Below are 21957 nucleotides of genomic sequence, written 5' to 3'. Positions count from 1 at the left end.
AGATTTGGGTTGGTGCGGGCGGCCGGGGTCGAACCGGCATGGGCAATGCCCGACGGATTTTCGTACCACTTCGACTTTCGCCGCCGGTCCTGATCAGGGCCGTTCGTGGTCTGGACTATCCCTTCGTCATAGCCCGAAGGCCTTAGACGCCGCCCGTCTAGTCTCTACACCTTCCCGTCCGGAGACGGGCTTGGCTCGGGATCGCCATCTGACAGGGTTCCCCGACTTTGAGCGGTTCTACGTCCGGGATTTCCCCCGGCGCACTCAATCCTCAGCTTAAGTCCGTTGCGTCTACCAGTTTCGCCACGCCCGCCAGCCGAGCCGGCCTTGTATCCGCGTTCGTGTCGTCACGCCATGACGGCCCGCGCTCGTCGATCAGCAGCACGCCGCTGCGTGTCTCCAGACGCACATCCCCTTCGCATACAGGCCTCGCAGAAGCGGGAGCGATACCTATATCGCCGATATGCCGGCTCTGCGCCGCCGTTCCTAGGTCCACCTTTGAGCTTCCTCGTTCCGCTGTCTTCCACTCTCCCACCGCCCCCTCCGAAGTGGATGCTCGTGGGGCCGCGCTTCTCTGCCTTCATCCAGAGACTGGGGATCACTGACCAGCAGGAGGCCGACGGCCAACGCAAGCAGGCGGGCGTTCGGGCCGCGCTCAATCGCTGGTACTACGGCCATGGCGATGCAGCGCAGAACAGCCTGCTGATCGGGTCCTGGGCCAAGACGCTGCGAGTGGCCCCGCCGCGCGACATCGATGTCCTGTTCTGCATGCCTATCGACACCTTCCATCGTTACGAGGGCCGCGTGGGCAACCGCCAATCGCAACTGTTGCAGGAAGTTCGCTCGGCGTTGGCCCAGACCTATCCCCAAACCGCGATCCGAGGCGATGGCCAGGTCGTCGTCGTCCCCTTCGCGACCATGCCTGTCGAGGTCATCCCGGCCTTCCGTCTCGACACGGGCCAACATCTGATCGCCGATGCGAATGGTGGCGGTTCCTACCGCACAACCGATCCCTGGGCTGAACTCTCGGTGCTCGAAGCGTCGGATCGCGCCACCTTCGGCGCCACACGCCGCCTGATCCGAATGGCCAAACAGTGGCAGCGTCATGCCAGTGCGCCGATAAAGTCGTTCATGCTTGAGCGGCTGGCCGTGGCCTTCCTCGAAACCTGGCGGCACGCGACCCTTGGCTATGAGGACTGGATGGTCCGCGACTTCTTCGAGTTTATGCTCCGGTATGTCGGCGGCTGGGTCCAGATGCCTGGAACCGGCGAGTGGGTGTCGATCGGCGACGCTTGGGCTTCGCGAGCGCGAACGGCCTTGGCGACCGCCCAGCGCGCCTGCCAGTGTGAGGCGGTAAACGCCGACCGCCGAGCGGGCGCGGAATGGCGGTCGCTGTTCGGCTCCGCGATTGGACCTTTGTCATGACTGATACCGTCAGCCCGACTGAAAGCGACCCTCGCGACGCCATTCTGGCTGAGGCCCGCCGACTGGCTGTGGACGCCCTCTATTCCGAGAAGGGTCATTTCGAGGCCGCCAGCGCCTGGCGCGCCCGCACCTACTGGCTCGGCATTCCGGCAGCGCTCATTGGCGCGACCGCCGGAGCCACTATTCTCGCGGACATGGATCCGGCCATCGGCGGTTCGCTCGCGCTTGTCGGCGCCGCCATCACGGCCCTGATGACCTTCCTCAATCCTTCTGAGCGAGCGTCCCAACACCATCGAAGCGGCGTCTCCTACGGCGTACTACGGCGCGCTCTGCGCCAGTTCGTCCAGATCGACGTGGGCATGATGGATATCGCTGGGCTCCGGTCGCGCCTCTCCGAGCTGACGGAGAAGATCGGCGCATTGCAGTCCGAGTCCCTGCCGATCCCGTCCGGAGCCCACAAGAAGGCATTCAAGTCGATCCAGGGCGGATCGGCGGAGTACACCGCCGAGGAACTGGCGCTCGCCGGCGGCTAGAGCCCCAGCGCGTCCAGGAAGGCCCGGACCTGTCCGTAGGCGTCCGTCTGCCACTGTTCCGGGGTCCGATCCCCAAGTGCCGCGCTGCTCTCCACGAACTCGCGAACGCAGGTAGGTCCATGGTCATCGACCTCCCGAAACTTGCCGGCGATCTTCTCATAGCCCTGAAGGGCGCTGGCCCGTTCCAACAGGGGCCGACAGGCTTCTGCCAGGGCTTCGGGGCCGCCCGGGTAGTTTCTGACGCAATAATAGATGTCGTAGGCGTCCTTGCGCTTGAAGCGGCCGACGAGGGCATGCCCCTTCATGCCGAGAAGCGCCGGGATCGAGGCCACCGCGATCTTCACGCGGTTGGTCCCGGACCGTCCCGGCATCCGGTCCTCGATCTCGATCAGCGCCTGAAAGTCGATCGCCAAGTCGGCCCCATGCGCCTTCTGGACCGCGAAGTCCTTCACGAGCGGCCGCTCCCGCTTCGGCACCTCCGCATCCCGCGGCATTAGGAAGTCGACGACGACCTTGATCGGGGGACCGTCGTCTTCGGCGGGAACCTCCCGGGTTAGCTGGAACGCCCGATCCTCCGGGCCACGCTCGTAGCCATGGGCCTGAAGCGCGTGCACCAGATCCGCGTACTCGGTGTCGCCGAGCGCGACCGGGTCGAGCGCGAGATCGATGTCGAAGGTCCCGACATGGACCATGTCGTCCGGCTCGAGCAACAGCCACGGCACGGCGCCGCCGACCACGGCGAACTTGCCTTCATAGCCGCCTAGAATCTGGCCGATCTCGACGAGGGTCTGGCGGACGGCGGCGGTGCTACGTGCGGGGTAGTCCGCCGCGCTCTGCGGTTCCGACTTCACCATTGCGACACGCTGGCGAGCAGATGATCCGCCGCCTCCTGTCCGCGTTCGCCACCCGTCCCGAGGTCGAGGTAGGTCTGCAGCGGGCTGGTCGTCCAGAAACCCGGCGCGGGCTGACGCAGATTGTCGAGCAGCTCGGCCTCGTCGGGGATCAGAATCTCGACATTGGCCCCGCTTTCGGCGGGCTTGAGCTGAAGATGCTCGACCAAGGCCGGCAGGGCGCCGGGTTCGGCCATGAGGTAGGTCATCGGCACACGGGCGTAGGGCGCCCACCAGTCGGCTGCCGTGAAGGACATGGCTGCGGCCCGGCCTAAGGACTGGGCCTCACGCAGGGCGTCTCGCAACGCCACATCCAGCCGCTTGCCATGCAAGGTCGTGTAGTATCGTCGGCGCTCGCCCACATGCGGTTCGTAGCTCTCTCGCCAGCCGCGCAGGAGCCCCTCGCGATCGGTGAGTTGCAGCCCGTCAGAGTCGGCCAAGGCCCACTCACGATCAATCAGCGCGCGCCGGACGTTACTGACCTGGCCCAAGCTCACATTGGCGGCTTCGGCGAGGTCCGTCACCTTCCAGGCTCGGCCGGGCGTCTCAAGAAGACAACGGAGAACCCGAGCCGATTTCGGCGCGAACGGCGACTTTAGCTCGCGCGCAACCGCCTTGGGCTTCTCGGTCGTCTGGCGATCGATGTAGAGGCCCGGGCCGACGATGCGGACGTTACCCGCGAGATCGATCCAGCCCACCCCGGCCTCTTCGCACAGGCGCCGGGCGGCGTCCGCGATGTAGGGCGCTCCCACGACCGCTACGAACTTGCCTCCGACCCGTTCTGCGGCATGGCGTGCTTGATCGATCGCCCCACGGATGGCGCGCGGTTGGCCCGAGCTTTTGACCTCCAAAAGGATCTTGTACGGGCGAGCATCGATGGCGATATCGGCGATGAAGTCTACGTGCCTACCAGCTGGCGTCTCGACCTCGGACTTGATCGAGCAAAAATCCACGAGAGGAACACCGCTGAGGATTTCCCGCAGCGCTTCCGCTACCGCCCTCTCGGTCTCTTTCACTGAGAAGTCCTGTTTCATCATCACGCTGAAATAAGTCATTTCACTGAAATAATCAAGTTCGGTCTCTGGCGACGACGATCAGGCGCTATCCGCCTCTCATGACTTTCGCTTCGTCGGCTTCGGCTTGCGGACGTTGATTGCCGAGGCGTCGAGGACGTTCTTGATGTGCGAGGCGTAGTATTTCTCGATCATCTCCACACTCGTCCGACAGTTCTTGGCGACCTGGTAGATGTCGGCGCCCTCCATCAGCCGCATGGAGATGTAGGTGTGGCGCAGGCTGTAGGCTGTCCTCGGTTTGCCATCCCGGTCCTTCTTCAGACCCAGCTCGTCCAGGATCGCGTTCAGCAGTTCACGCTGCACCAGACCGAAGACGAGATCGGTTGGCTGACCGTTCTTGCGCTTCAACACACGTTCGAAGGGGCGAACGGCGCCCGGCATGCTCTTGCAGTAGCCGACCCCGCGCTTGCCGCGCACCTCGATCTCCAAGATCCGTTCGCCGGTCGCCTCGTCCTCGACGATCGAGACATCCCTGAACTCGAGGCGCTGCGCCTCGTCGGGACGCAGCCCGGTGTTGACCATGAACAGGACGAAGTCGTGGAACTGCTCGCACTCTTCCCGCCAACGCTCTTTCTTCGGGTTCTTAGCCCTTTCGCGCGTCGCCTCGTACAACCGAGGTCGGATTTGGCGCATTATGCGCCATGCCCTCGGCATCTTGCGACGGAAGGCCGAGGCCACGGGTCGCAAGCATTCAGATCAGCGACACTTGTTATGCATTCCGTGTGCTCCCTTAAGCACAGGTCTCTGAAACCTAGCCCATTGCTCTGCTTGACTCTGGTTAGAGGTTTTGGGCTTTCTAGAACAAATGAGGAACATTTGTTCGCAACCTGACGCCTTGGCGGCTTTGAAGGCTCGGCTGGAAAGGCTTGAGCGGCTTGGTGATCGTCGGGTCGCCATCGGCGCGCGCGGGATATGTGACACCCCTCTTGCGCCTTTGATCCCAGGGGTCGTGCATGACCTCTATGCCGCGACGCCAGCGGACGCCGTGGCTCTCAACGCTTTCGGATTGGGGATGGCCCAGACCATCAGGGGGGATCGGCCGATCCTGTGGGGCATGCACGACATGATGGCGCAAGAGACGGGGCGCCCTTACGGGCGTGGCCTGCATGAAATGGGCCTGTCGGCCCGTGACATTCTGCTGGTGCGGACTCGCGACGTGCACACCCTGCTGGCCGTGGGTGAAGAGGCTTTGCGCTGTCTCGCCGTGGGCGCGGTGGTGTTGAGCGCCTGGGGCGAAGCGAAGGCTTTCAGCATGACGGCCAGCCGACGTCTGGCGCTGGCGGCTGAAACCGGAGGGGGAACACTGTTTCTGGCGCGCGCCGCCGCCGCGCCCTGCCCCAGCGCCGCCGAAAGCCGATGGTCTGTGGCCTCATCGGCCTCGGTCCCCCTGGAAGGCGGAGCGCCGGGCCGTCCGTCTTTTTCCGTGACCCTGCTGCGGCGGCGGGGCGGCGGGCAGACAGGAACAAGCATCGTGGAGTGGGATCGTGAGCAGAGATCATTTCAGCCGCCCCCGCCGTTACCTGGCGGTCTGGTTTCCTTGGCTGGCCAGCGACCGACTGCTGCGCCAGGAGGCGAAAGACGATACGCCGCCTGACCATACCTCGCCCTTGGTTCTGACGGAAAAGGTCAAGGGCGCACTGAGGCTGGCCGCTGTCGATCCATCGGCCGCACGAGTGGGGCTGACGCCTGGACTGAGCCTGGCCGACGCCCGCGCACGCACGCCGGATCTGCGTGTCGTCCCGCATTTGGCGGATGCTGATGCCGCCTTTCTCGAACAGGTTCTGGAGGATTTCGACCGCTTCACCCCCATGATCGCGCTTGATCCTGCGGATGGCCTGATCCTGGACGCAACCGGCTGCGCGCATCTGTTCGGCGACGAAAAGGGGCTGCTGCACGCAGTCCAAGCTCGCGGCGAGCACTTCGGCCTTCAGACCCGGTGCGCCCTGGCTGCAACGCCGCAGGCCGCGCGCGCGCTTGTTCGCTTCGGTCCCGGCGGCCTGTTCGAACCGGGGCAGGATCGCCAGGCTGTCCGCCGTTTGCCGGTCGCCGCGCTGGAACTGCCCGACAAGGACGAGGTGGCTTTGCGCCGCTTGGGCTTGAAGCGACTGGGCGATCTGGACGACCGGGCGAGCGCGCCCTTGGCCGCGCGATTTGGCGTCGGGTTCCCGAACCGATTGGCGCGCATCCTGGGTGAAGAGGACATTCGCATCGTCCCTCATCGTCCCCCCGCTCCCGTGGTTGTCGACCGGGTTTTCTTCGAGCCGATCACGACTCTGGAGGATATCGACCGCATCCTGTCCGACCTGCTGATCGAGACCATGACCCAGTTGGACCAGATCAGCCTGGGCGGCCGCGCCTTCGAGGCGGGCTTCTATCGCGTGGATGGCGCGGTGCGGCGCATTGTCGTGCGCACGGGGCGACCGACACGGGATGAAAAGGCGATCCTGAGGTTGTTTCAGGAACGGATCGCGGCCTTGCCCAATCCGCTGGATCCCGGATTCGGGTTCGATCAGACGCGGATGACGGTCGTGTGGACGCAGGTCCTGACACCGACTCAGCAGGGACTAGAGGAGGACGCGCCGGGCGAAGAGTCCCTCAGCCTGCTGGTGGATCAACTCACCGCCCGGCTGGGTCCCGAGGCGGTGATCCGGTTCGAGCCGTTCGCGTCCCATATTCCAGAACGCGCCTCGCGACGGGTTCAGGCCTCGGCCCGGTCCGGCGACGGCGACTGGCCTGACCTGGACCCGGACGATCCGCCCTTGCGCCCCTTGCAGCTGTTCGATCCGCCTCAGCCGATCGAGACCCTGGCCGAAGTGCCCGACGGTCATCCGTTGAAGTTCCGCTGGCGTCGCGTTCTGCACCAGGTCACACGCGCCGAAGGGCCGGAGCGGATCGCTGGAGAATGGTGGCGTGCGCCGGGACAGCGCACCCGCGACTACTATCGCGTGGAGGACACGGACGGCCGCCGTTTCTGGCTGTTTCGTCAAGGCGAATACGGCGTCGATGAACAGCAACGTTGGTTCATCCATGGCCTGTTCGCATGATCGAACCTGATCCTTCTGGCGATTACGCCGAACTGGCGACGACGACCAACTTCTCGTTTCTTCACGGGGCCTCATCCCCCAAACAGATGGTGGCGACGGCGCTCCTGCGGGGTCATGCCGGCATGGGCATCGCGGATCGCAACACCGTCGCCGGCGTGGTCCGCGCCTGGAGCGCGCTAAAGGCCTTGCGAGAACATGGTCTTCTTCCGCCTGACTTTCGACGAGAAGGCTCGGGGCCGGGTGAAGTCACCGTCGATGAAGACCACACCATTGATCCGGCCCTATCCGACCAGGTCAGGCGGCGCGCCCAGACCTTCAAACTGATCCTGGGCGCGCGTCTGGTTTTCAGCGACGGCGCGCCCGACATCCTCGCCTATCCCGAAACCCGCGCCGGATGGGGACGTCTGACGCGGTTGCTCACGCTGGGAAATCGGCGCGCGAAGAAAGGCCAGTGCGAAATCGGTCTTCACGATTTGCTGGCCGCTCCCGAAGACATCCTGCTTATCGTCATGCCGCCCGATCGGCTGGCGGGGTTTGAGGCCACCTTGTCTCGGATCGCCCAGGGCGCGCCCGGTGCGGTCTGGTTGGGCGCCGCCATGCTCCGAAAGGGAGATGACCGCCGCCGCCTCGCGCGATTGCAGGCCATGGCTCGAAACACGGGCGTTCCCCTGCTGGCGGTCAATGACGTGCTGTACCACGCGCCGGAGCAGCGTGACCTACAGGACGTCCTGACCTGTATCCGCGAAAACACCACCCTGGAGGTCGCCGGCCACCGGCTGTTAGCCAATGCGGAACGCCATCTCAAAACCGCCTCCGAGATGAAACGGCTGTTCAGGGATTACCCCGCCGCAGTGCCTGAGACGACCGATTTTCTGGCGCGCGTGATGTTCGATCTGAAGGCGCATCTCAAATACGAATATCCCCATGAGCCCATACCGCCGGACAAGACGCCTGATGATTGGTTGAGTCATTTGACGTGGCGCAATGCCGGAATGCGTTATCCCGACGGCATTCCCGAAAGCGTGCGCGCGACGCTGGAAAAGGAGCTCACCTTCATCAAGACGGCCGAATACGCTCCCTATTTCCTGACCATCCACCGCATCGTCCAGAAGGCGGAGAACTTGGGCATCCTGTGTCAGGGACGGGGGTCGGCGGCCAATTCCGCCGTCTGTTACGTGCTGGGCATCACCAGCGTGAACCCCGCGCAGCATGATCTTCTGTTCGAACGTTTCCTGTCATCCAGTCGCGGCGAACCGCCCGACATTGACGTGGATTTCGAACACGAGCGGCGCGAAGAGATCATCCAGTATCTTTACCAGGATTATGGGCGACATCGCGCGGGCATCGCCGCCACCGTTATCCATTTCCGCCCCCGCAGCGCCATCCGTGAAGTCGGCAAGGTTCTGGGGCTCAGCGAGGATGTGACCGCACGTCTCGCCGCCAGTCACTGGGGCAGTTGGGGCGCGGATATCACCCAGGCTCATGTCGAACAGGCCGGCATGGACCCCGCCAATCCAATGATTTCGCGCGCGGTGAAGATGGCCTCGCGCCTGTTGAACTTCCCCCGTCACCTCAGCCAGCATGTCGGCGGTTTTGTCCTGACGCGGGGTCGGCTGGACGAGATCGTGCCCATCCACAATGGGGCCATGCCGGACCGCACCTTTATCGAATGGGACAAGGACGACATCGACGACCTGGGTCTCATGAAGGTGGATGTCCTGGCGCTCGGCATGCTGACCTGCGTCAGAAAAGCCTTCGATCTGATCCAGGCGAACCACGCCAAGACCTATGCCTTGCACACCATCGAAGACGACCAGGAGGATGTCTTCGCCATGCTGCGGAAGGGGCATTCGATCGGCGTGTTCCAGGTCGAAAGCCGCGCCCAGATCAATATGCTGCCACGCCTGAAACCGGAAAAATTCTACGACCTCGCCATCCAGGTGGCGATCGTCCGACCCGGCCCGATCCAGGGCGACATGGTCCATCCCTATCTGCGGCGGCGCGCCGGATTGGAAGAACCGGACTACCCCCGGCCCGGCCTCGAACATCCGCAGGACGAGTTGGAGTCCATCGTCAAGAAGACCCTGGGCGTGCCGCTCTTCCAGGAACAGGCGATGAAGATCGCCATGGTCGCCGCCCAGTTCACGCCCGAACAGGCCAACGGTCTTCGCAAGGCCATGGGCACGTTCAAGGGCGAAGGCGATCTGGAGCGGTTCGAGGGCCTGATGGTCACGAATATGATCGCGCGGGGTTACGACGCGGACTTCGCACGCCGATGCTTCAATCAGATCAAGGGGTTCGGTTCCTACGGATTTCCCGAAAGCCACGCCGTGTCCTTCGCCCGCCTGGTCTATGTCTCGGCCTATCTCAAATGTCGCTATCCGGCCGCCTTCGCCTGCGCCTTGCTCAACAGCCAGCCGATGGGCTTCTACGCGCCGGCTCAGATCGTGCGCGAAGCCCATGAGATAGGGGGCGTGGAAATCCGGCCGATCGACGTGGCGTTCAGCGACTGGGACAATGCCCTGGAGCCGACCTCGGGCGAGCCGGCTTTGCGCTTGGGGCTGCGTCAGATCGACGGGTTCAGAGAGGATTGGGCGACAGCCTTGGTTCAGGCCAGGATCGGGTCGGCTTTCCGCGACGTGGAGAACCTTGCGCGACGCGCCGCATTGCCGACTGCGGCGATGCGCAAGCTTGCGGACGCGGACGCTTTTCGCTCCTTGAATCTGGGGCGGCGAGAGGGGTTATGGGCCGTCCGCCGGCTTCCAGACGACGCCCCACTGCCCCTGTTCGCCGCGGCCGATGCGCGAGAACTGGGCGACGAGCCCGATTGTCGCCTGCCGCAGATGTCGTTGGGAGAGCATGTGGCGGCCGACTACCAGACCACGCGCCTGTCGCTGAAGGCGCACCCCATGCACATCCTGCGCCCGACCTTCAATGCCGAAGGCGTTCTGACGTGCCAGGCGGCGGAAGCCCTTAAAGGCGGAACCCGGGTTCAGGTGGCCGGCGTGGTTCTGGTGCGTCAAAGACCAGGCAAGGGCAATGCGATCTTCGTGACGCTGGAAGACGAGACCGGGATCACCAATGTCGTCCTATGGGCGCGTATGTTCGAACAGTTCCGACGCGAGGTGATGTCCGCGCGCCTGATGCTGGTCGAGGGCGTCATAGAAAAGAGCCCGGAGGATGTGGTCCATGTCGTGGTCCATAAGGTCTTTGATCGATCCACCGAGTTGGAAACCCTGTCGCAGGACCGGCAGACCAATATTCAACTGGCCCGCGCCGACGTCGTGGCTCACCCTCAGCAGCCTCGCCAACCCACACACCGCCACCCGCGAAACATCCGCATCCTGCCGGGGTCGCGGGATTTCCACTGACCCGGCCGCCGCTCTGCTAACTTGGAGGGAACAGGTCGTTCGCCGCCTTCAGACTATGCGGCAGTCCGATATCGATGAAGGCGCCGGTCCTGGTTTCCGCCCCGAGCAGGCCGTCAGCGCACAAGGTGGTCAGAGTGTCTTTCTCCAGCGAGGCTCGGCCGCGCACATCGGCGAAGACATCTCGCCTTAGACGATAGACGCCGCCGTTGATGACACCGGCCGCCAGGTCGGCGCGCGGGCGGATGGCGACGACCCGGCCCTCGCGGATGTCGAGGGTTTCGTAGCGATCCGCCGGCGAAACATCGCGTGCGGCGACTAGGCCGGAAAATCCGCCGGACAGCCGCAGGCTGGACCACTCGAAATCAAACCAGGTGTCGCCGTTGACGAGCAGAAAATCGTCGCGCAACAGCGACACGGCGTGCGCGACTGCGCCAGCCGTATCGAGCGGCTCCGGCTCTATGGAAAGCCGCAATGGAACGCCGCTCCATTCCCCCGCATAGGCCTTGATCGCCTCATGCCGATAGCCGGCCAACAGGACCAGATCGTCGAACCCCTCGCGCACGGCCTTGTCCAGCAAGTGTTCTATGAAGGGGCGTCCCCCCACCGGCAACAGGGGTTTGGGCGTGTCGAGGGTCAGGTCGCCAAGGCGCGACCCTCTGCCCCCGACCAGAAAGACGGCCTGCCCTGCGCTCATCGCGGCACGCTCCAGGCCTCGGCGCCGTCCAGGGTGAACTTGACGGCGCTGGCCGCACCGCCCGCCTCGTTCAGCGCTGCGGTCAGTCGATAGCGGTTTTCGGGGTCGGTGCAGAACATCAGAAAGCCGCCGCCTCCCGCCCCGGACACCTTGCCCCCCCACGCGCCCTCGCGCAGAGCCAGGTCGAACAACTGATCGACCTTGGGCGTGGCGATGCCGGACGCCGTCATCTTCTTGGCCTCCCACGAGCGCATCAGTACGCGGGCGACGCGGCGCATGTCGCCTTCCAGGACCGCCTCCTTCATCGCTGTTGCGTCCTGTTTCAGGCGATGCATGCCGTCCAGAACGCCGGCGTCCAGATCGGTGAGCCCCCTAACCTGCTCGTTGATGATGGTTTCGGACCGCCGCGACTGGCCGGTGAAACAGACGACGAGGGAGGATTCCAGCTCGTTCAGATAGGCGCGCCGGACGCGCAACGGGTTCACAACTACCCGTTCGTCGGCGAGAAACTCGATGTAATTCACGCCGCCGAAGGCCGCTGCATACTGGTCCTGTCGCCCGCCGGACAGCCCCAGTTCCACCCGCTCGATCCGATAGGCCAGCCGCGCCACATCATAGGGCCCGAGCGGCAAATCCAGCGCCACCCGAAAAGCCTCGACCAACGCCACGACCAGGGCCGACGACGACCCAAGACCCGAACCGGCCGGCGCGTCCGAAGTGGTGGAGACCGTCAACGGCGGCGTCGCTCCGCCCAGCCAACGTTCGGCGACGTGACGATAGACCGCACGGTGAAGCCCCAGATCACCCCCATCGACTGGCGGCATGACCGGGTCCATCACCTCCTCGACGCCGATATCACGCGCCCGGAAGGCCAACCGGCCTTCGGGATTCGCATCGATGTGGGCGAAGGCGAACCGGTCGATCGTGGCGTTCAGAACCGCGCCGCCGAACTGATCGCAATAGGGCGACAGATCGGTGCCGCCGCCGGCCAGGCCGAGCCGCAGCGGCGCACGCGCCCGCACGCCCCAGTTCGGCGTTTGCCCGGCACGCACCATTACAGGGGCGTTTCGGCCATCTGGCGCGAACCGGTTCGGTCGATGCCATAGCGCAGACGGGGCATGTTATGGCTGGCCATATAGGCCTCAAGCTCAGCGCCGTCGCCGGGGTGGAAAAGCATCAGGAAGCCGCCGCCGCCGGCGCCGATCACCTTGCCGCCGGTCACGCCCATATCGCGCTTCACATGGTCATACAGGTCGTCGACGGCGGACCAACTGATCTTGCCAGACAGCTTTTTCTTCTGGCTCCAGTGGTCGTCCAGCATACGGCCCCAGCCGTCGAGATCCCCCGCCATCCAGGCGTCCCGGATGCGGTAGCCCAAATCCTTGATGAACCCCAGACTATCGCTGACCGTCTCGCGGCGCGGGGCGGCCTCGGACAACATGGCCGTGTGCTGATCGGCCAGAACCACGGCGGCGTCGCGGCGCAGGCCAGTGTAATAGATGTGGGTGTGTTCGATGAAGGCCGCCTCGACCTCAGCGTCCAGATCGACCCGTTTGACCACCACCAGACCGTCCGGCGCGATGTCCAGCGTGGTCAGGCCGCCAAAGGCCGCCATATACTGGTCCTGCTTGCCGATGCCCTTGCTCAGGACACGGATCTCCAGATCGCAGGCTTCCTCGGCCAGGGCCTGAGGCGACGGCTTCTGGCCCTTCAGACCGTGCAGGGCGTTCAGGAAGCCGACCAGAAAGCTGGACGAGGACCCCAGCCCCGTACCGCCTGCGATATCGGCCAGCGACGCAGTCTCAAGCCGGTCGTCAAACCCGTGCGCCATCAGGGCGGCGCGCACCAGTTCATGCTGTACCCCGGTCGCGCGCGGCGACACCTCGGGCTGGGGGCCATACACCACCACCCGGTCGTCGAAGGCCGGACGATGGGCGACGACACGGATGTATTTGTCCAGCGCCATGCCGAAAATGAAGCCGCCGTCGTTGCGGTAATAGCTTTCCAGATCGGTGCCGCCCCCACCCAGGGTGACGCGCAGCGGGGTGCGGGTTGTGATCATCGGGCGACGGCTCAGGCGGCAGGAGCGGCGACGGGTGCGATCTGCTCCCAGTGGCCCTTGTGCAGCGCCAGGGCCGGATGGGACACCAGCAGGTGCCAGACCACGGCGGCCAGACCCTCGACCAGCGGCGTGATCAGTTGCGGATCGACCGTCGGCACGATGACGCAGGCGTCAGCGGCCTCGGCCGTATAGCCGCCGTTGCGGCCGACAATGCCGGTGACCATAGAGCCGCGGGTTTTGGCCAGCTGGATCGCGCGCACGATGTTGGCGCTGACGGGCGGTTCGATGCTGCCGCCGCCGACAGAGAAGATCAGCAGGCCGTCTTCGGGCTTCAGGCGGCTGGTCTCCAGCCAGGTCGACAGGGTGCCTTCCCAGCCCTCGTCATTGATGCGGGCGGTCAGTTCCGAGACATTGTCGGTCGGGCAATAGGCTTCAAAGCCGCAGATCTTGCGGAAGTCATTGGTGGCGTGGCTGGCGTGGCCAGCGCTGCCGCCAACGCCGATGAGAAACAGGCGCCCACCGCGCTCGCGCACCTCGGCCAGGCGCTGGGCCATGGCTTCAACGGCGTTCCGGTCGATGGCGGCCATGGCCTTTTCGGCAGCGGCGAAGAAATGGTCGGCGAACATGGCTGTTTAGTCCTGAAGGGCGGGCGCCGGATCGGCCGGCGTGGTTTGAAGAATCCAGGCCACGGCCTGATGAAGATCGGCGGCGACCACATCGGCCCCGGCCTGGCTGTTGTAAGGTCGCGCCAGCAGGGCGGTCCGCGACCCGGCGGCGCGGCCGCAGGCGATGTCTCGGTCCATGTCGCCCACCATCCAGCTGTCGGCCAGATCGATGTTCCAGCGCGCCGCCAGGTCCAACAACATCCCGGCCCTGGGCTTGCGGCAATCGCACAGGTCGGCGTTGTCGTGCAGACAGGCCCGGACCTCGTCCACCGGCACGGATCGGACCAGGGCGGCGTGGATGGCGTCCAGCGCCTCGGCGCTCATCTTGCCGCGTCGCACGTCGGGCTGATTGGTAACGACGAAGGTCAGATAGCCCGCCTGGCCCAGCGCTCGCACGGCCTCGGCCGCTCCGTCCGCGATCCGCAGTTCGTCCACGGTGCGCGGGGACGCCGGCTTGCCGTCGCGCCACACCACGTCGTTCAGAACGCCGTCGCGGTCCAGGAATATGGCGGGACGACCTGACATGATTACAGGGTGAAGCCCGCCGCCACCGCGTCGGCGCGGAACATGGCCACGGTATCCAGCGAGAGGGCGTCCAGATCCCTGCCCGCCATGTCCAGCTTCTTGAGAATGTCCGGCGTGGCGGTGATGATGTGGCAACCGCACTCCGCCGCCTGGAAGACGTTCAGCACTTCGCGGGTAGAGGCCCACAAAACTTCGGCCAGCGGCTTGCGCGCGGCCATGGCCACGGCGGCCCGCATGACCGGCGCAGGATCGACGCCAGTGTCCGCGATCCGCCCCGCGAAGACCGAGAGTATGGCGGGCGTGTCGTCGGCCAGGATTTCGATCGCCTCGGCCACCTGCTCCAGCGTCAGCATGGCGGTGATGTTCAGCTTCACGCCGTCAGCGGCAAGAGCGCGCGCCATCGGGAGGCTGGACTGACCCTTGGTGTTGGTGATCGGAATCTTCACATAGACATTGTCGCCCCAACTGGCGATCACCCGCGCCTGGCGATCCATTTCTTGGAAGTCGTCGGAGAAGACTTCGAACGACAGCGGCATGTCGGGAATCAGGGCGATCAATTGCCGCGCGAACTCGGCGTAATCCTTGACGCCCGCCTTGAACATCAGGGTCGGATTGGTCGTGAATCCCGTGACCATGCCCTGCGCGTGAAGGCGCGAGAAATCCGCCAGGCTGGCCCCGTCTCCGAACAGCTTCAGCCCCGCGATCAACGGCATCGGCGGCGCCTTCGAGACGATGGGTCGATCGACCTGGGTCAGCATGGGGAAATCCTTCGGAAAACGGTTCGGCCCTGCATCCTCCAAGATGCGTGCCGTGGGCCGACTATATCGGCTGCAAAACGACGCCCCCTTAATCGAAAAGGTTAAGGCTCGCCATGGTTGTCAGACGATTGTCTCATCGATGAAGCCCACCGGCCGGCGCCACGTCAGCTTGCCCAATCCATGCTGTGTCAGCAGTCGCCACCTGAGGCGAGAGGTCGAGCGGTCCTCCCCCGTCAGCCAGGACAGGGCGCCGCCGACGGCCGTTTGTATTAACCCTTTTCCGAATAATTCAGCCCGCGCCAGGGCTGGGCGCCGCGCCCCATCGACGTAGATCGAGACATAGTGCTGCGTTTCGCGACGGGTGCGGATGAGCCGATAGGGGATGGCCGTCCGATTTCGAAACACCACTTCTGTGACGCGAGCACGCGCCGCCCAGACGATGCGCCGCCCCTGACGATGCAGCCGCACGAACAGCTCGGCGTCCTCCCCGCCCGCATAGCCGAAGGCTTCGCGCATGGCGGCCTGGCCGTCAGGAAAACACCGCTTCACATCGAAGATGGAATTGCCGGTGCCCAGGCCATAGCGCGGCCGCCCGGACGGTCCGGTCAGTTCGATCTCCGCCAGATCGGCCAGACCCAGGTCGCGCACAAACTGGCGGCCTTCGGGATCATAGGCGGGCGGCGCCCCATCCTCGAACACCGCGAAACGGGGACCCACAGCGATGTCGGCGTCCGTGGCTTTCAGCGCACCGACCAGGGCGTCGGTCCAGTCGGGATCGGCAATCTCGTCGTCGTCGATGACCGCCAGCCAGCGCCCGCGCGCTTCCCTGAATCCGCGATTTCGCACGGCGGCCATGTTTCGGGTCAGGTCCGAAATGTAGCGGATCGGCCAGAGCGAGTTGGGCGCCAACGACTCGACCACCTTCTTCCCTGCCCCGCCGGGATGGTTGTCCACCACGACGATCTCCAGCGCCAGACCCAGGCTGTTCGTCTGGGCCAGACAGGACCGCAGCGTCACCTCCAGCCCCTCGGGCCGATCATAGGTCAGTATGGCTAGCGTCAGGTCGGGCGCCGCCTCGCTCACGCCGATTTCTCCGCGATGAAGCCGATAGGGGCGCGCCAGGTCAGCTTGCCCAGGCCCTTGGCCATGCCGATCCGGTGATCGTAGCGCTGCTTGCGATCCAGAAACTCGCCCGCGGCGACATAGAGGCCGGCGTGCACCGTCGTCTGCGCCAGGCCGAGCAGGGCCACCTTGGCCTTGGTCAGGAGTTTGTTGTCGCTCGTATCGATCCGGCACACGGCATAGTGCTGCGAGCCGCGCTTCATGCGCGTGATCATATAGTCCGGCCGCGCGCGGCTGGTCTCGATGAACTCCCGAACCACGGCGTCGGGACACCATACGAAGCGCCGCCCCGCCATCGCCAAACGAAAGAGCAGCTGGGTGTCTTCGCCATTGGCGTCGCCGAACGCCACGCTGAACGGCTCTGCCCCCTCCAGGCAGGTTGCGACCCGGAAGGCCGCATTGCCGCTGCCCAGGCCCTTGCCGCGTTTGCGCAGCCGACCGAACATATGGATCTGCTCGTCCGCCGGCATCTGGAAATCGAGCGTATAGCGCCAACCAGCGGGGTCCCAATCCGGCGCGCGTCCGCCCTCGAACTCTGGCAGTTTGGGGCCAAAGGCGGCATCGGCGCCGGTGCGGTCCAGACAGGTCGTCAGGGCCGCCAGCCAGCCGGATTGAGGCTCTTCGTCGTCGTCTATGAAGGCGATATAGCGGCCTTGCGAGGCGGCGATGCCCTTGTTTCGGACAATGGAGATGTTGCGTCGCGGATCGGCCAGATAGGTCATGGCCACGCCCGTCTCGACCGCCAGCCGCTCGACCAACCCCCGCGCCAGTTGAGTGGGGTGGTTATCCACGACGATGATCTCGAATCCGCCCCAGTCCCCGCCCTGAACAGCGCAGCCGCGCAACGTCCGCTCCAGCAGATGCACCCGATCATAGCTCAGGATGACGACGCTTATGTCCACGCTCATGCGCCGGTCCCCCGCAGCACCACCCCGGCCGTGCGGATCAGGATCCAGACATCGAGTCCCAGCGACCAGGTCTCGATATAGCGGATATCCAGCCGCACCCATTCGTCGAAGTCGTTGATCCGATGGCGCCCCTCGACCTGCCACAGACAGGTTATCCCGGGCTTGACCGCCATCTTGCTCATCTGGAAGGGGGTGAAGCGCGCGTATTCATGCACGCGCGGCGGGCGCGGCCCGACCAGGCTCAGGTCGCCCTTCAGTACGCTCCACAGCTGCGGGAACTCGTCCAAGCTATAGCGCCGCAGCACGCGTCCCAGCGGCGTGACGCGCGGGTCATTCTCCATCTTGAAGGCTGGCCCCCGCATCTCGTTCTGGGACTGCAGCGCCTCTTCCTGGCGATCAGCGTCGATCCCCATGGTTCGGAACTTATAGCCTCGAAAACGGCGGCCGCCCTGCCCGACCCAGTCCACGCCATACAACGCCCGACCAGGCGAGGTCGCCCTGACCAGAAGGGCGATGGCCAGCAGCAAGGGTGACAGGACCACCAGCAGGACGGCTGAAATTCCGATGTCCATCAGCCGTTTCAACGCCAATCCCAGGCGCACGTCACGGCCGCCTGCCAGACGCGGCAAAGCGGGTTTTTCGTTCGACAATGGCAAGGCGGCGTCGCTCATGCCGCCCCTATATCAAGAACCACGCCATGTCGCGCGTCGCCGTTATCGCGGCAAGCGAATTGCAGTTTGCCGCGATGCAACGCAGAACGGTCGCATCATGAACAGCCTGTCGCCCAACAGCCGTCTTCAGCCGCAGCCCGAGGTGCGCTTCGCGGGCCTGCGGTTTCATCGGATGACGACGGACCAGACAGTCGCGGCGTTGGCGGCGCGTCCGGCCGACCTGCCCTTCGACCTCCTGATCACGCCAAACGCCGAACACGCCTGGCTGCGCCGCAAGGACCAGGCGTTCGACCGCATCAGCGCTCGCGCTTGGCTCAGCACCAACGACAGCCGCGTGTTGCGCAAGGCCGCCGCAATCGGTGGTGTGGACCTGGGGTTCGCGCCAGGATCCCATGTGGTCGAACGATTGTTCAAGACCGTGATCGGCCCCGCCGACCCCATCACCATCATCGGTGGAGACGCCTCGGTCATCGCTGACCTGGTCCGTCAGTTCGGCTTGACGCGCGTCGCCCATCATAATCCGCCGATGGGCTTCATCCGCGATGCCGAAGCGGTTCAGACGGCGGTGGAGTTCGTCGTCGCCCACCCCGCCCGCTTCATCTTCATCGCCATGGGCCCCCCACAGTCGGAAAAGCTGTGTTTGCGCATCATGGAGGATGGGCGGTCCACGGGCCTTGGCCTTTGCATCGGCAGTTCGATCACAACCCTGATCGGCCGCACCCCGCCCGCGCCCCGTTGGATGGAGGATCGGGGACTGGTCTGGCTTTATCGCCTGGCGCGCGAGCCGGGTCGTCTGTGGCGCCGCTATCTGGTGCGTGGTCTCTACGGGTTGGGCCTTGGCCTGATCGACTCCCTCGCCTACCGCCTGCGGCTCAAGTCCCCGAGTCCGCGTGGCTGACGCCGCGCGCATTCAGGATTGGCAGGGACGTCTGGATCAGGACGCGCGTCGACGCGGCGCGCAAGCCGACCGCGCCATCGCCCTGTGGGCCGGCGCGGTGCTGGTGTTGATGCTGCTCTATATCTGCATAGGCCCCAATCCCTATCAGCATGAGATTGTCGTCGATCCCCTGACCGGCGGGGCCGAGGCGTCGCCGGTGAACCGGCTCGTCTGGCTGGGACTGTTCGGCCTCTCGGCGCCGCTGCTGTGGTTCCGTCGTCGGGCGCTTCCGGCCATGCTGTTGAAGCTGCTGCCCCTTTTGCTCCTGTTCGCTTGGTTTGTACTGACGACTCGCTGGGCCCTGGACCCTGCGGTCTCCACGCGCCGCCTGATCCTCTATGCGATCAATCTCTTGATCTGCGTGGCTATTGCAGTCGGTTTGGACGACAGTCGACGACTGCACCTTGCGATGGCGACGGGGTGCGCCGTGCTGGTGGGCGTCGACATCCTGTCCTGGGTCGCAGCACCCGGCGTGTCGATGACGCCGCTGGGTCTGGCCGCCATCCATTCGCACAAGAACACTCTGGGCGCGGTCATGCTGCTGGCGGGTTTCGTCTGTGGAACCTACGCCTGGTCTCGGACTGACTGGCGGGCGCGCGCCTTCTGGTGGGGCGTCACTGTCCTGGCCCTGGTGCTGCTGGTCGCCAGCCTGTCCAAGACCAGCATGGGCCTGTTCGCCGCCCTGGCCTGCGCCACGCCGGTCATCGTGTCCCTGATGGCGCAGCGCCGCATCGTGCGATGGGGTCTGATCGCCATAGCCGCCTTGATGGTGGCGGGGGTCGCTTTCGGCTGGCTGGCCTATTGTCTCGTTGTCGGCGCCGATCCCTGGGCGCCGTTCGCCGGCATCACCTTCACCCAGCGCACCGAAGTCTGGGCCTTCGTCTGGGACGAGTTCGTCAAGCGGCCGATTCAGGGTTGGGGCTTCGGCTCATTCTGGGACATCAACCCGACCGTCCAGCCCAGCCTGCAGACCGACGCCTGGTTCGCCCAGCCCGACGCCTATACCAACGAAGCGCACAACGGCTTCCTGGACCTGGCGGTCACGACCGGCATGATCGGTCTGACGGGGGCCGTCATCGTTCTCCTACGCTGGATCGTCGGCGGTCTCATCCTGATCCGAGACGCCGTGAGCGGGGATCGCGGACGGCTGGGCGCCGCCATTCTGCTGGGCGTCTTTCCGCTGATGGTGTTCGGCCACAACTTCATGGAAAGCAGCTATTTCACCGCCAACTCCATCTTCGGCACGGTGCTGCTTCTGTTGGGGGTTGAAATCGAGCGACGCTTCATCCGCGCCTGAGACGGCGGATCAACACGACCAGCACCGCCAGCATCGCCGCCGCCTCCAGCGCCTGGCCGGCCGCCGTGCCCAGGATCGCGCCGGCCGGTCCCAGCCGGCCGATGCCCCACAGCACCCCGACCGCCGCGACTGCCGAGGCCGAGGCGTTAGCGATGGCCAAGGCCTTGAACGCCTTCAGAATCTGTAAGCCCGTGCTGACCACCACCTGAGTGAAGCCGAACGCCACGCTGAGCCCCCACAGCGGCAGCATCCATCGGGCCTCGGCGTATTTGCCGTCGAACGCCAGGCCGGTGATCGTGGGCCAGGCCGCCCACACCAGACCCGCCCAGACCAGGGCGAAGGTCGAGCCGGCCATGGCCGACATCGTCAACAGCCGAACATAGCCGCGCCAGTCGTCGACCTCTCGCCGCGCCACCAGATCGCTTCTTGCCGCCATGCTCCAAGACGAGGCCAGCAGAGGCACGGGCCGCAGGAACGTCTGGCTGAACGACAGGGCCGCCAGCACCCCGGGCCCATAGGCGGCGCCGATGGCGAACACATAGAACCGAGCCAGAACTTCGGTGCTGGACACCCCCAGAAAAAGCCAACCGGATTGCCGGCCATAGGCCACATAGCTCGGCAAGGCGCCCACCAAGCCGACCCACAAACCCCTGCTGGCCCGAGCCAACCCGACCAGACCCACAACCGCATAGGCCGCGCCCATCAGGGCCAGCACATGTTCGGCCTGCAGGGGCCGAAACACGGTCGACCCCAACGCCAGGAACGCCGCCGCCCCCGCCAGCACAGCCCCTGTCTGAACCGTCGCCCCGCCCGGTTCGCCTCGGCTGAATAAGGTCAGCCTCACATATTGCTGCAACAGATAGGCCGGCACGAAAAGCACCGCCGCCCAGGCCGCGAACGGCCCGTCGCCGGTCATCAGCTCGACCGCCAGGGCGACGCTAGCCGCGACCGCCACCCAGAAACACAGTGTGGCGCCCAGCATCAGCCGCTCGGTCGCGAACCGGGTGGCGTCGACGCCCCTGCCGTTGGGCAGGACCTGCAGATGCGCCACGCTGACCGCGTTCTGCACGCTGGCCAGCACATAGGCGACCGAGAACCACAGCACGCAGGCGCCGAACTGATCGGGCGCCATCACCCGTCCCAGGGCCAAGGCGACGCCCAGGTTCAGCAGCGAGAACAGCCCCTGTTCGACGATGGCCGTCAGATAGGGCGACGCGCGGCCGATCCGCCCCGCCAGCCTCCTCATCGGAAGCGGTTCAGATCGTAGCTGAAGCCGAAGTTGAAAGGCAGGATGCCATTCAGATATTGCCGGACGAACAGATTGACCTCCGCAATGGCGCTACGCGGCACGAAGATCAGATCGCCCGGATGCAGCAGGAAGTCCTGGCGCGGGTCGGTGTTCAGCAGGGCCTTGGCGTCCACGATCCGCGACGCCAGCCGGCCGTCCGCCACGCGCCGCAGCACAACCACCTTGCCCGTCCCCGCCGTCTCGGCGAATCCGCCGGCCGCGAAGATAGCCTGGGCCGTGTTCATCTCGCCGCGTATCTGAACCACGCCCGGCGTCTTGACCTCGCCCCCCACATAGATCTGCGACGCGCCATAGGTCGACACGCTGATCTGGACCTGCGGATTGCGCAGCACCCCGGCATAGGCTTCCGTCAGCCTCTGGCTGGCGTCGCGCACGGTCAGGCCGCCGACCGGCAACGGACCGATCACGGGAAACACGCCCTGGCCGTCCGGCCCCAGCACGACGTCGGCGTTCAGTCCGTCCTCGACCAGAAAGCCCAGCCGCAGGGCGTCGCCCGCCGCCAGCCGATATTGATAGTCGTCCTGCCCCCAGGGCGCGAAATCATAAGGCTGGGCCTGCCCCCGCACGCCGCCGCCCGAAGCGCAGGCGGCCGAAAACAGCACCAGGGCGATCGCGATCGTGCGCCAGACGGCCATCGGGGTTCCTTGTCGCGGACCGACTCGCGCGCCGCCGC

21 protein-coding genes are annotated in these 21957 nt (G+C 65.4%); 7 read left to right on the top strand and 14 right to left on the bottom strand.

Annotated elements, in window-relative coordinates; genetic code table 11:
* Positions 1-498 precede the first annotated feature (498 nt).
* Together ACYX4P_RS11065 and ACYX4P_RS11060 are read left to right on the top strand one after the other, a co-directional pair.
* Positions 499-1425 (top strand): SMODS domain-containing nucleotidyltransferase, encoded by a 927-nt coding sequence (locus ACYX4P_RS11065; RefSeq protein WP_476069503.1) that lies wholly within the window; start codon positions 499-501, stop codon positions 1423-1425.
* Positions 1422-1958, top strand: a complete 537-nt coding sequence (locus ACYX4P_RS11060; RefSeq protein ID WP_476069501.1) for an SLATT domain-containing protein — start codon at positions 1422-1424, stop codon at positions 1956-1958. Before ACYX4P_RS11065 ends, ACYX4P_RS11060 begins: the two co-directional genes overlap by 4 nt.
* On the opposite strand, the gene ACYX4P_RS11055 is transcribed toward ACYX4P_RS11060, so the two are convergent.
* From ACYX4P_RS11055 to ACYX4P_RS11045, 3 genes are read right to left on the bottom strand one after another with little or no spacing between them, the layout of a single operon-like run.
* Entirely contained in the window at positions 1955-2812 is an 858-nt protein-coding gene (locus tag ACYX4P_RS11055; protein ID WP_476069499.1) for a nucleotidyl transferase AbiEii/AbiGii toxin family protein, read from the bottom strand. The genes ACYX4P_RS11060 and ACYX4P_RS11055 overlap by 4 nt on opposite strands.
* Complete coding sequence (locus tag ACYX4P_RS11050) at positions 2806-3903, bottom strand: type IV toxin-antitoxin system AbiEi family antitoxin (RefSeq protein WP_185223775.1); 1098 nt, start codon at positions 3901-3903, stop codon at positions 2806-2808. Before ACYX4P_RS11050 ends, ACYX4P_RS11055 begins: the two co-directional genes overlap by 7 nt.
* A 57-nt stretch (positions 3904-3960) precedes the next feature.
* Positions 3961-4554 (bottom strand): site-specific integrase, encoded by a 594-nt coding sequence (locus ACYX4P_RS11045; protein WP_476069497.1) that lies wholly within the window; start codon positions 4552-4554, stop codon positions 3961-3963.
* 379 nt (positions 4555-4933) lie between these two features.
* Here ACYX4P_RS11045 and ACYX4P_RS11040 point away from each other — a divergent pair, with 379 nt between their 5' ends.
* From ACYX4P_RS11040 to ACYX4P_RS11030, 3 genes are read left to right on the top strand one after another with little or no spacing between them, the layout of a single operon-like run.
* Positions 4934-5515, top strand: coding sequence for an ImuA family protein (locus ACYX4P_RS11040; RefSeq protein ID WP_248116480.1), 582 nt, complete (start codon positions 4934-4936; stop codon positions 5513-5515).
* Positions 5406-6965: a Y-family DNA polymerase gene (locus tag ACYX4P_RS11035; protein ID WP_248116477.1), complete on the top strand. Its 1560-nt coding sequence runs from the start codon at positions 5406-5408 to the stop codon at positions 6963-6965. The genes ACYX4P_RS11040 and ACYX4P_RS11035 overlap by 110 nt, the downstream gene beginning before the upstream one ends.
* A complete protein-coding gene (locus ACYX4P_RS11030) occupies positions 6962-10336 on the top strand; it encodes an error-prone DNA polymerase (RefSeq protein WP_248116474.1) in 3375 nt (1124 codons plus the stop codon). The genes ACYX4P_RS11035 and ACYX4P_RS11030 overlap by 4 nt, the downstream gene beginning before the upstream one ends.
* A gap of 16 nt (positions 10337-10352) precedes the next feature.
* Here the strand turns inward: ACYX4P_RS11030 and ACYX4P_RS11025 are convergent, their stop codons facing one another.
* From ACYX4P_RS11025 to ACYX4P_RS10985, 9 genes are all read right to left on the bottom strand, one after another.
* A complete protein-coding gene (locus ACYX4P_RS11025) occupies positions 10353-11030 on the bottom strand; it encodes a sugar phosphate nucleotidyltransferase (RefSeq protein WP_292046289.1) in 678 nt (225 codons plus the stop codon).
* A complete protein-coding gene (locus tag ACYX4P_RS11020) occupies positions 11027-12085 on the bottom strand; it encodes a GHMP family kinase ATP-binding protein (RefSeq protein ID WP_248116470.1) in 1059 nt (352 codons plus the stop codon). Before ACYX4P_RS11020 ends, ACYX4P_RS11025 begins: the two co-directional genes overlap by 4 nt.
* The gene (locus ACYX4P_RS11015; protein ID WP_248116468.1) at positions 12085-13092 is read right to left on the bottom strand and encodes a GHMP family kinase ATP-binding protein; all 1008 of its coding nucleotides are present in this window, start codon (positions 13090-13092) and stop codon (positions 12085-12087) included. Before ACYX4P_RS11015 ends, ACYX4P_RS11020 begins: the two co-directional genes overlap by 1 nt.
* Before the next feature lie 11 nt (positions 13093-13103).
* Positions 13104-13718, bottom strand: a complete 615-nt coding sequence (locus ACYX4P_RS11010; protein ID WP_248116465.1) for an SIS domain-containing protein — start codon at positions 13716-13718, stop codon at positions 13104-13106.
* Between the two features lie 6 nt (positions 13719-13724).
* The gene (locus tag ACYX4P_RS11005) at positions 13725-14282 is read right to left on the bottom strand and encodes a D-glycero-alpha-D-manno-heptose-1,7-bisphosphate 7-phosphatase (protein WP_248116463.1); all 558 of its coding nucleotides are present in this window, start codon (positions 14280-14282) and stop codon (positions 13725-13727) included.
* 2 nt (positions 14283-14284) lie between these two features.
* Positions 14285-15040, bottom strand: coding sequence for a transaldolase (locus ACYX4P_RS11000; protein ID WP_248116461.1), 756 nt, complete (start codon positions 15038-15040; stop codon positions 14285-14287).
* Positions 15041-15160: 120 nt separating this feature from the next.
* Positions 15161-16123: a glycosyltransferase family 2 protein gene (locus ACYX4P_RS10995; protein ID WP_248116459.1), complete on the bottom strand. Its 963-nt coding sequence runs from the start codon at positions 16121-16123 to the stop codon at positions 15161-15163.
* Complete coding sequence (locus ACYX4P_RS10990; protein WP_248116457.1) at positions 16120-17070, bottom strand: glycosyltransferase family 2 protein; 951 nt, start codon at positions 17068-17070, stop codon at positions 16120-16122. The genes ACYX4P_RS10995 and ACYX4P_RS10990 overlap by 4 nt, the downstream gene beginning before the upstream one ends.
* Positions 17067-17741 carry a sugar transferase gene (locus ACYX4P_RS10985; protein ID WP_248116455.1) on the bottom strand — a complete coding sequence of 225 codons (675 nt, stop codon included), beginning with the start codon at positions 17739-17741 and terminating at the stop codon, positions 17067-17069. Before ACYX4P_RS10985 ends, ACYX4P_RS10990 begins: the two co-directional genes overlap by 4 nt.
* A 97-nt stretch (positions 17742-17838) precedes the next feature.
* Here ACYX4P_RS10985 and ACYX4P_RS10980 point away from each other — a divergent pair, with 97 nt between their 5' ends.
* Both ACYX4P_RS10980 and ACYX4P_RS10975 read left to right on the top strand, forming a co-directional pair.
* Positions 17839-18639 (top strand): WecB/TagA/CpsF family glycosyltransferase, encoded by an 801-nt coding sequence (locus ACYX4P_RS10980; protein ID WP_248116453.1) that lies wholly within the window; start codon positions 17839-17841, stop codon positions 18637-18639.
* Positions 18632-19975 carry an O-antigen ligase family protein gene (locus ACYX4P_RS10975; protein ID WP_248116451.1) on the top strand — a complete coding sequence of 448 codons (1344 nt, stop codon included), beginning with the start codon at positions 18632-18634 and terminating at the stop codon, positions 19973-19975. Before ACYX4P_RS10980 ends, ACYX4P_RS10975 begins: the two co-directional genes overlap by 8 nt.
* Here the strand turns inward: ACYX4P_RS10975 and ACYX4P_RS10970 are convergent.
* The gene (locus ACYX4P_RS10970; protein WP_248116449.1) at positions 19962-21221 is read right to left on the bottom strand and encodes an MATE family efflux transporter; all 1260 of its coding nucleotides are present in this window, start codon (positions 21219-21221) and stop codon (positions 19962-19964) included. The genes ACYX4P_RS10975 and ACYX4P_RS10970 overlap by 14 nt on opposite strands.
* Positions 21218-21919 carry a polysaccharide biosynthesis/export family protein gene (locus ACYX4P_RS10965; protein WP_248116447.1) on the bottom strand — a complete coding sequence of 234 codons (702 nt, stop codon included), beginning with the start codon at positions 21917-21919 and terminating at the stop codon, positions 21218-21220. Before ACYX4P_RS10965 ends, ACYX4P_RS10970 begins: the two co-directional genes overlap by 4 nt.
* Positions 21920-21957: the final 38 nt, after the last annotated feature.

The organism is Brevundimonas sp. ABV4_179 (assembly GCF_056311945.1).
The sequence above is the reverse complement of the archived record's forward strand: the minus strand, read 5'-3'. Positions and strand labels throughout refer to the sequence as shown.

What these genes read in the sequence shown, in the direction of transcription:
- ACYX4P_RS11010 (WP_248116465.1), bottom strand. Translation starts at nt 13,718, where the DNA reads ATGTTCGCCGACCATTTCTTCGCCGCTGCCGAAAAGGCCATGGCCGCC.
- ACYX4P_RS10985 (WP_248116455.1), bottom strand. Translation starts at nt 17,741, where the DNA reads ATGAGCGACGCCGCCTTGCCATTGTCGAACGAAAAACCCGCTTTGCCG.
- ACYX4P_RS11000 (WP_248116461.1), bottom strand. Translation starts at nt 15,040, where the DNA reads ATGCTGACCCAGGTCGATCGACCCATCGTCTCGAAGGCGCCGCCGATG.
- ACYX4P_RS10965 (WP_248116447.1), bottom strand. Translation starts at nt 21,919, where the DNA reads ATGGCCGTCTGGCGCACGATCGCGATCGCCCTGGTGCTGTTTTCGGCC.
- ACYX4P_RS11005 (WP_248116463.1), bottom strand. Translation starts at nt 14,282, where the DNA reads ATGTCAGGTCGTCCCGCCATATTCCTGGACCGCGACGGCGTTCTGAAC.
- ACYX4P_RS11020 (WP_248116470.1), bottom strand. Translation starts at nt 12,085, where the DNA reads ATGGTGCGTGCCGGGCAAACGCCGAACTGGGGCGTGCGGGCGCGTGCG.
- ACYX4P_RS10980 (WP_248116453.1), top strand. Translation starts at nt 17,839, where the DNA reads ATGAACAGCCTGTCGCCCAACAGCCGTCTTCAGCCGCAGCCCGAGGTG.
- ACYX4P_RS10990 (WP_248116457.1), bottom strand. Translation starts at nt 17,070, where the DNA reads ATGAGCGTGGACATAAGCGTCGTCATCCTGAGCTATGATCGGGTGCAT.
- ACYX4P_RS11045 (WP_476069497.1), bottom strand. Translation starts at nt 4,554, where the DNA reads ATGCGCCAAATCCGACCTCGGTTGTACGAGGCGACGCGCGAAAGGGCT.
- ACYX4P_RS11015 (WP_248116468.1), bottom strand. Translation starts at nt 13,092, where the DNA reads ATGATCACAACCCGCACCCCGCTGCGCGTCACCCTGGGTGGGGGCGGC.
- ACYX4P_RS11040 (WP_248116480.1), top strand. Translation starts at nt 4,934, where the DNA reads ATGGCCCAGACCATCAGGGGGGATCGGCCGATCCTGTGGGGCATGCAC.
- ACYX4P_RS11030 (WP_248116474.1), top strand. Translation starts at nt 6,962, where the DNA reads ATGATCGAACCTGATCCTTCTGGCGATTACGCCGAACTGGCGACGACG.
- ACYX4P_RS11055 (WP_476069499.1), bottom strand. Translation starts at nt 2,812, where the DNA reads ATGGTGAAGTCGGAACCGCAGAGCGCGGCGGACTACCCCGCACGTAGC.
- ACYX4P_RS11060 (WP_476069501.1), top strand. Translation starts at nt 1,422, where the DNA reads ATGACTGATACCGTCAGCCCGACTGAAAGCGACCCTCGCGACGCCATT.
- ACYX4P_RS10970 (WP_248116449.1), bottom strand. Translation starts at nt 21,221, where the DNA reads ATGAGGAGGCTGGCGGGGCGGATCGGCCGCGCGTCGCCCTATCTGACG.
- ACYX4P_RS11025 (WP_292046289.1), bottom strand. Translation starts at nt 11,030, where the DNA reads ATGAGCGCAGGGCAGGCCGTCTTTCTGGTCGGGGGCAGAGGGTCGCGC.
- ACYX4P_RS11050 (WP_185223775.1), bottom strand. Translation starts at nt 3,903, where the DNA reads ATGACTTATTTCAGCGTGATGATGAAACAGGACTTCTCAGTGAAAGAG.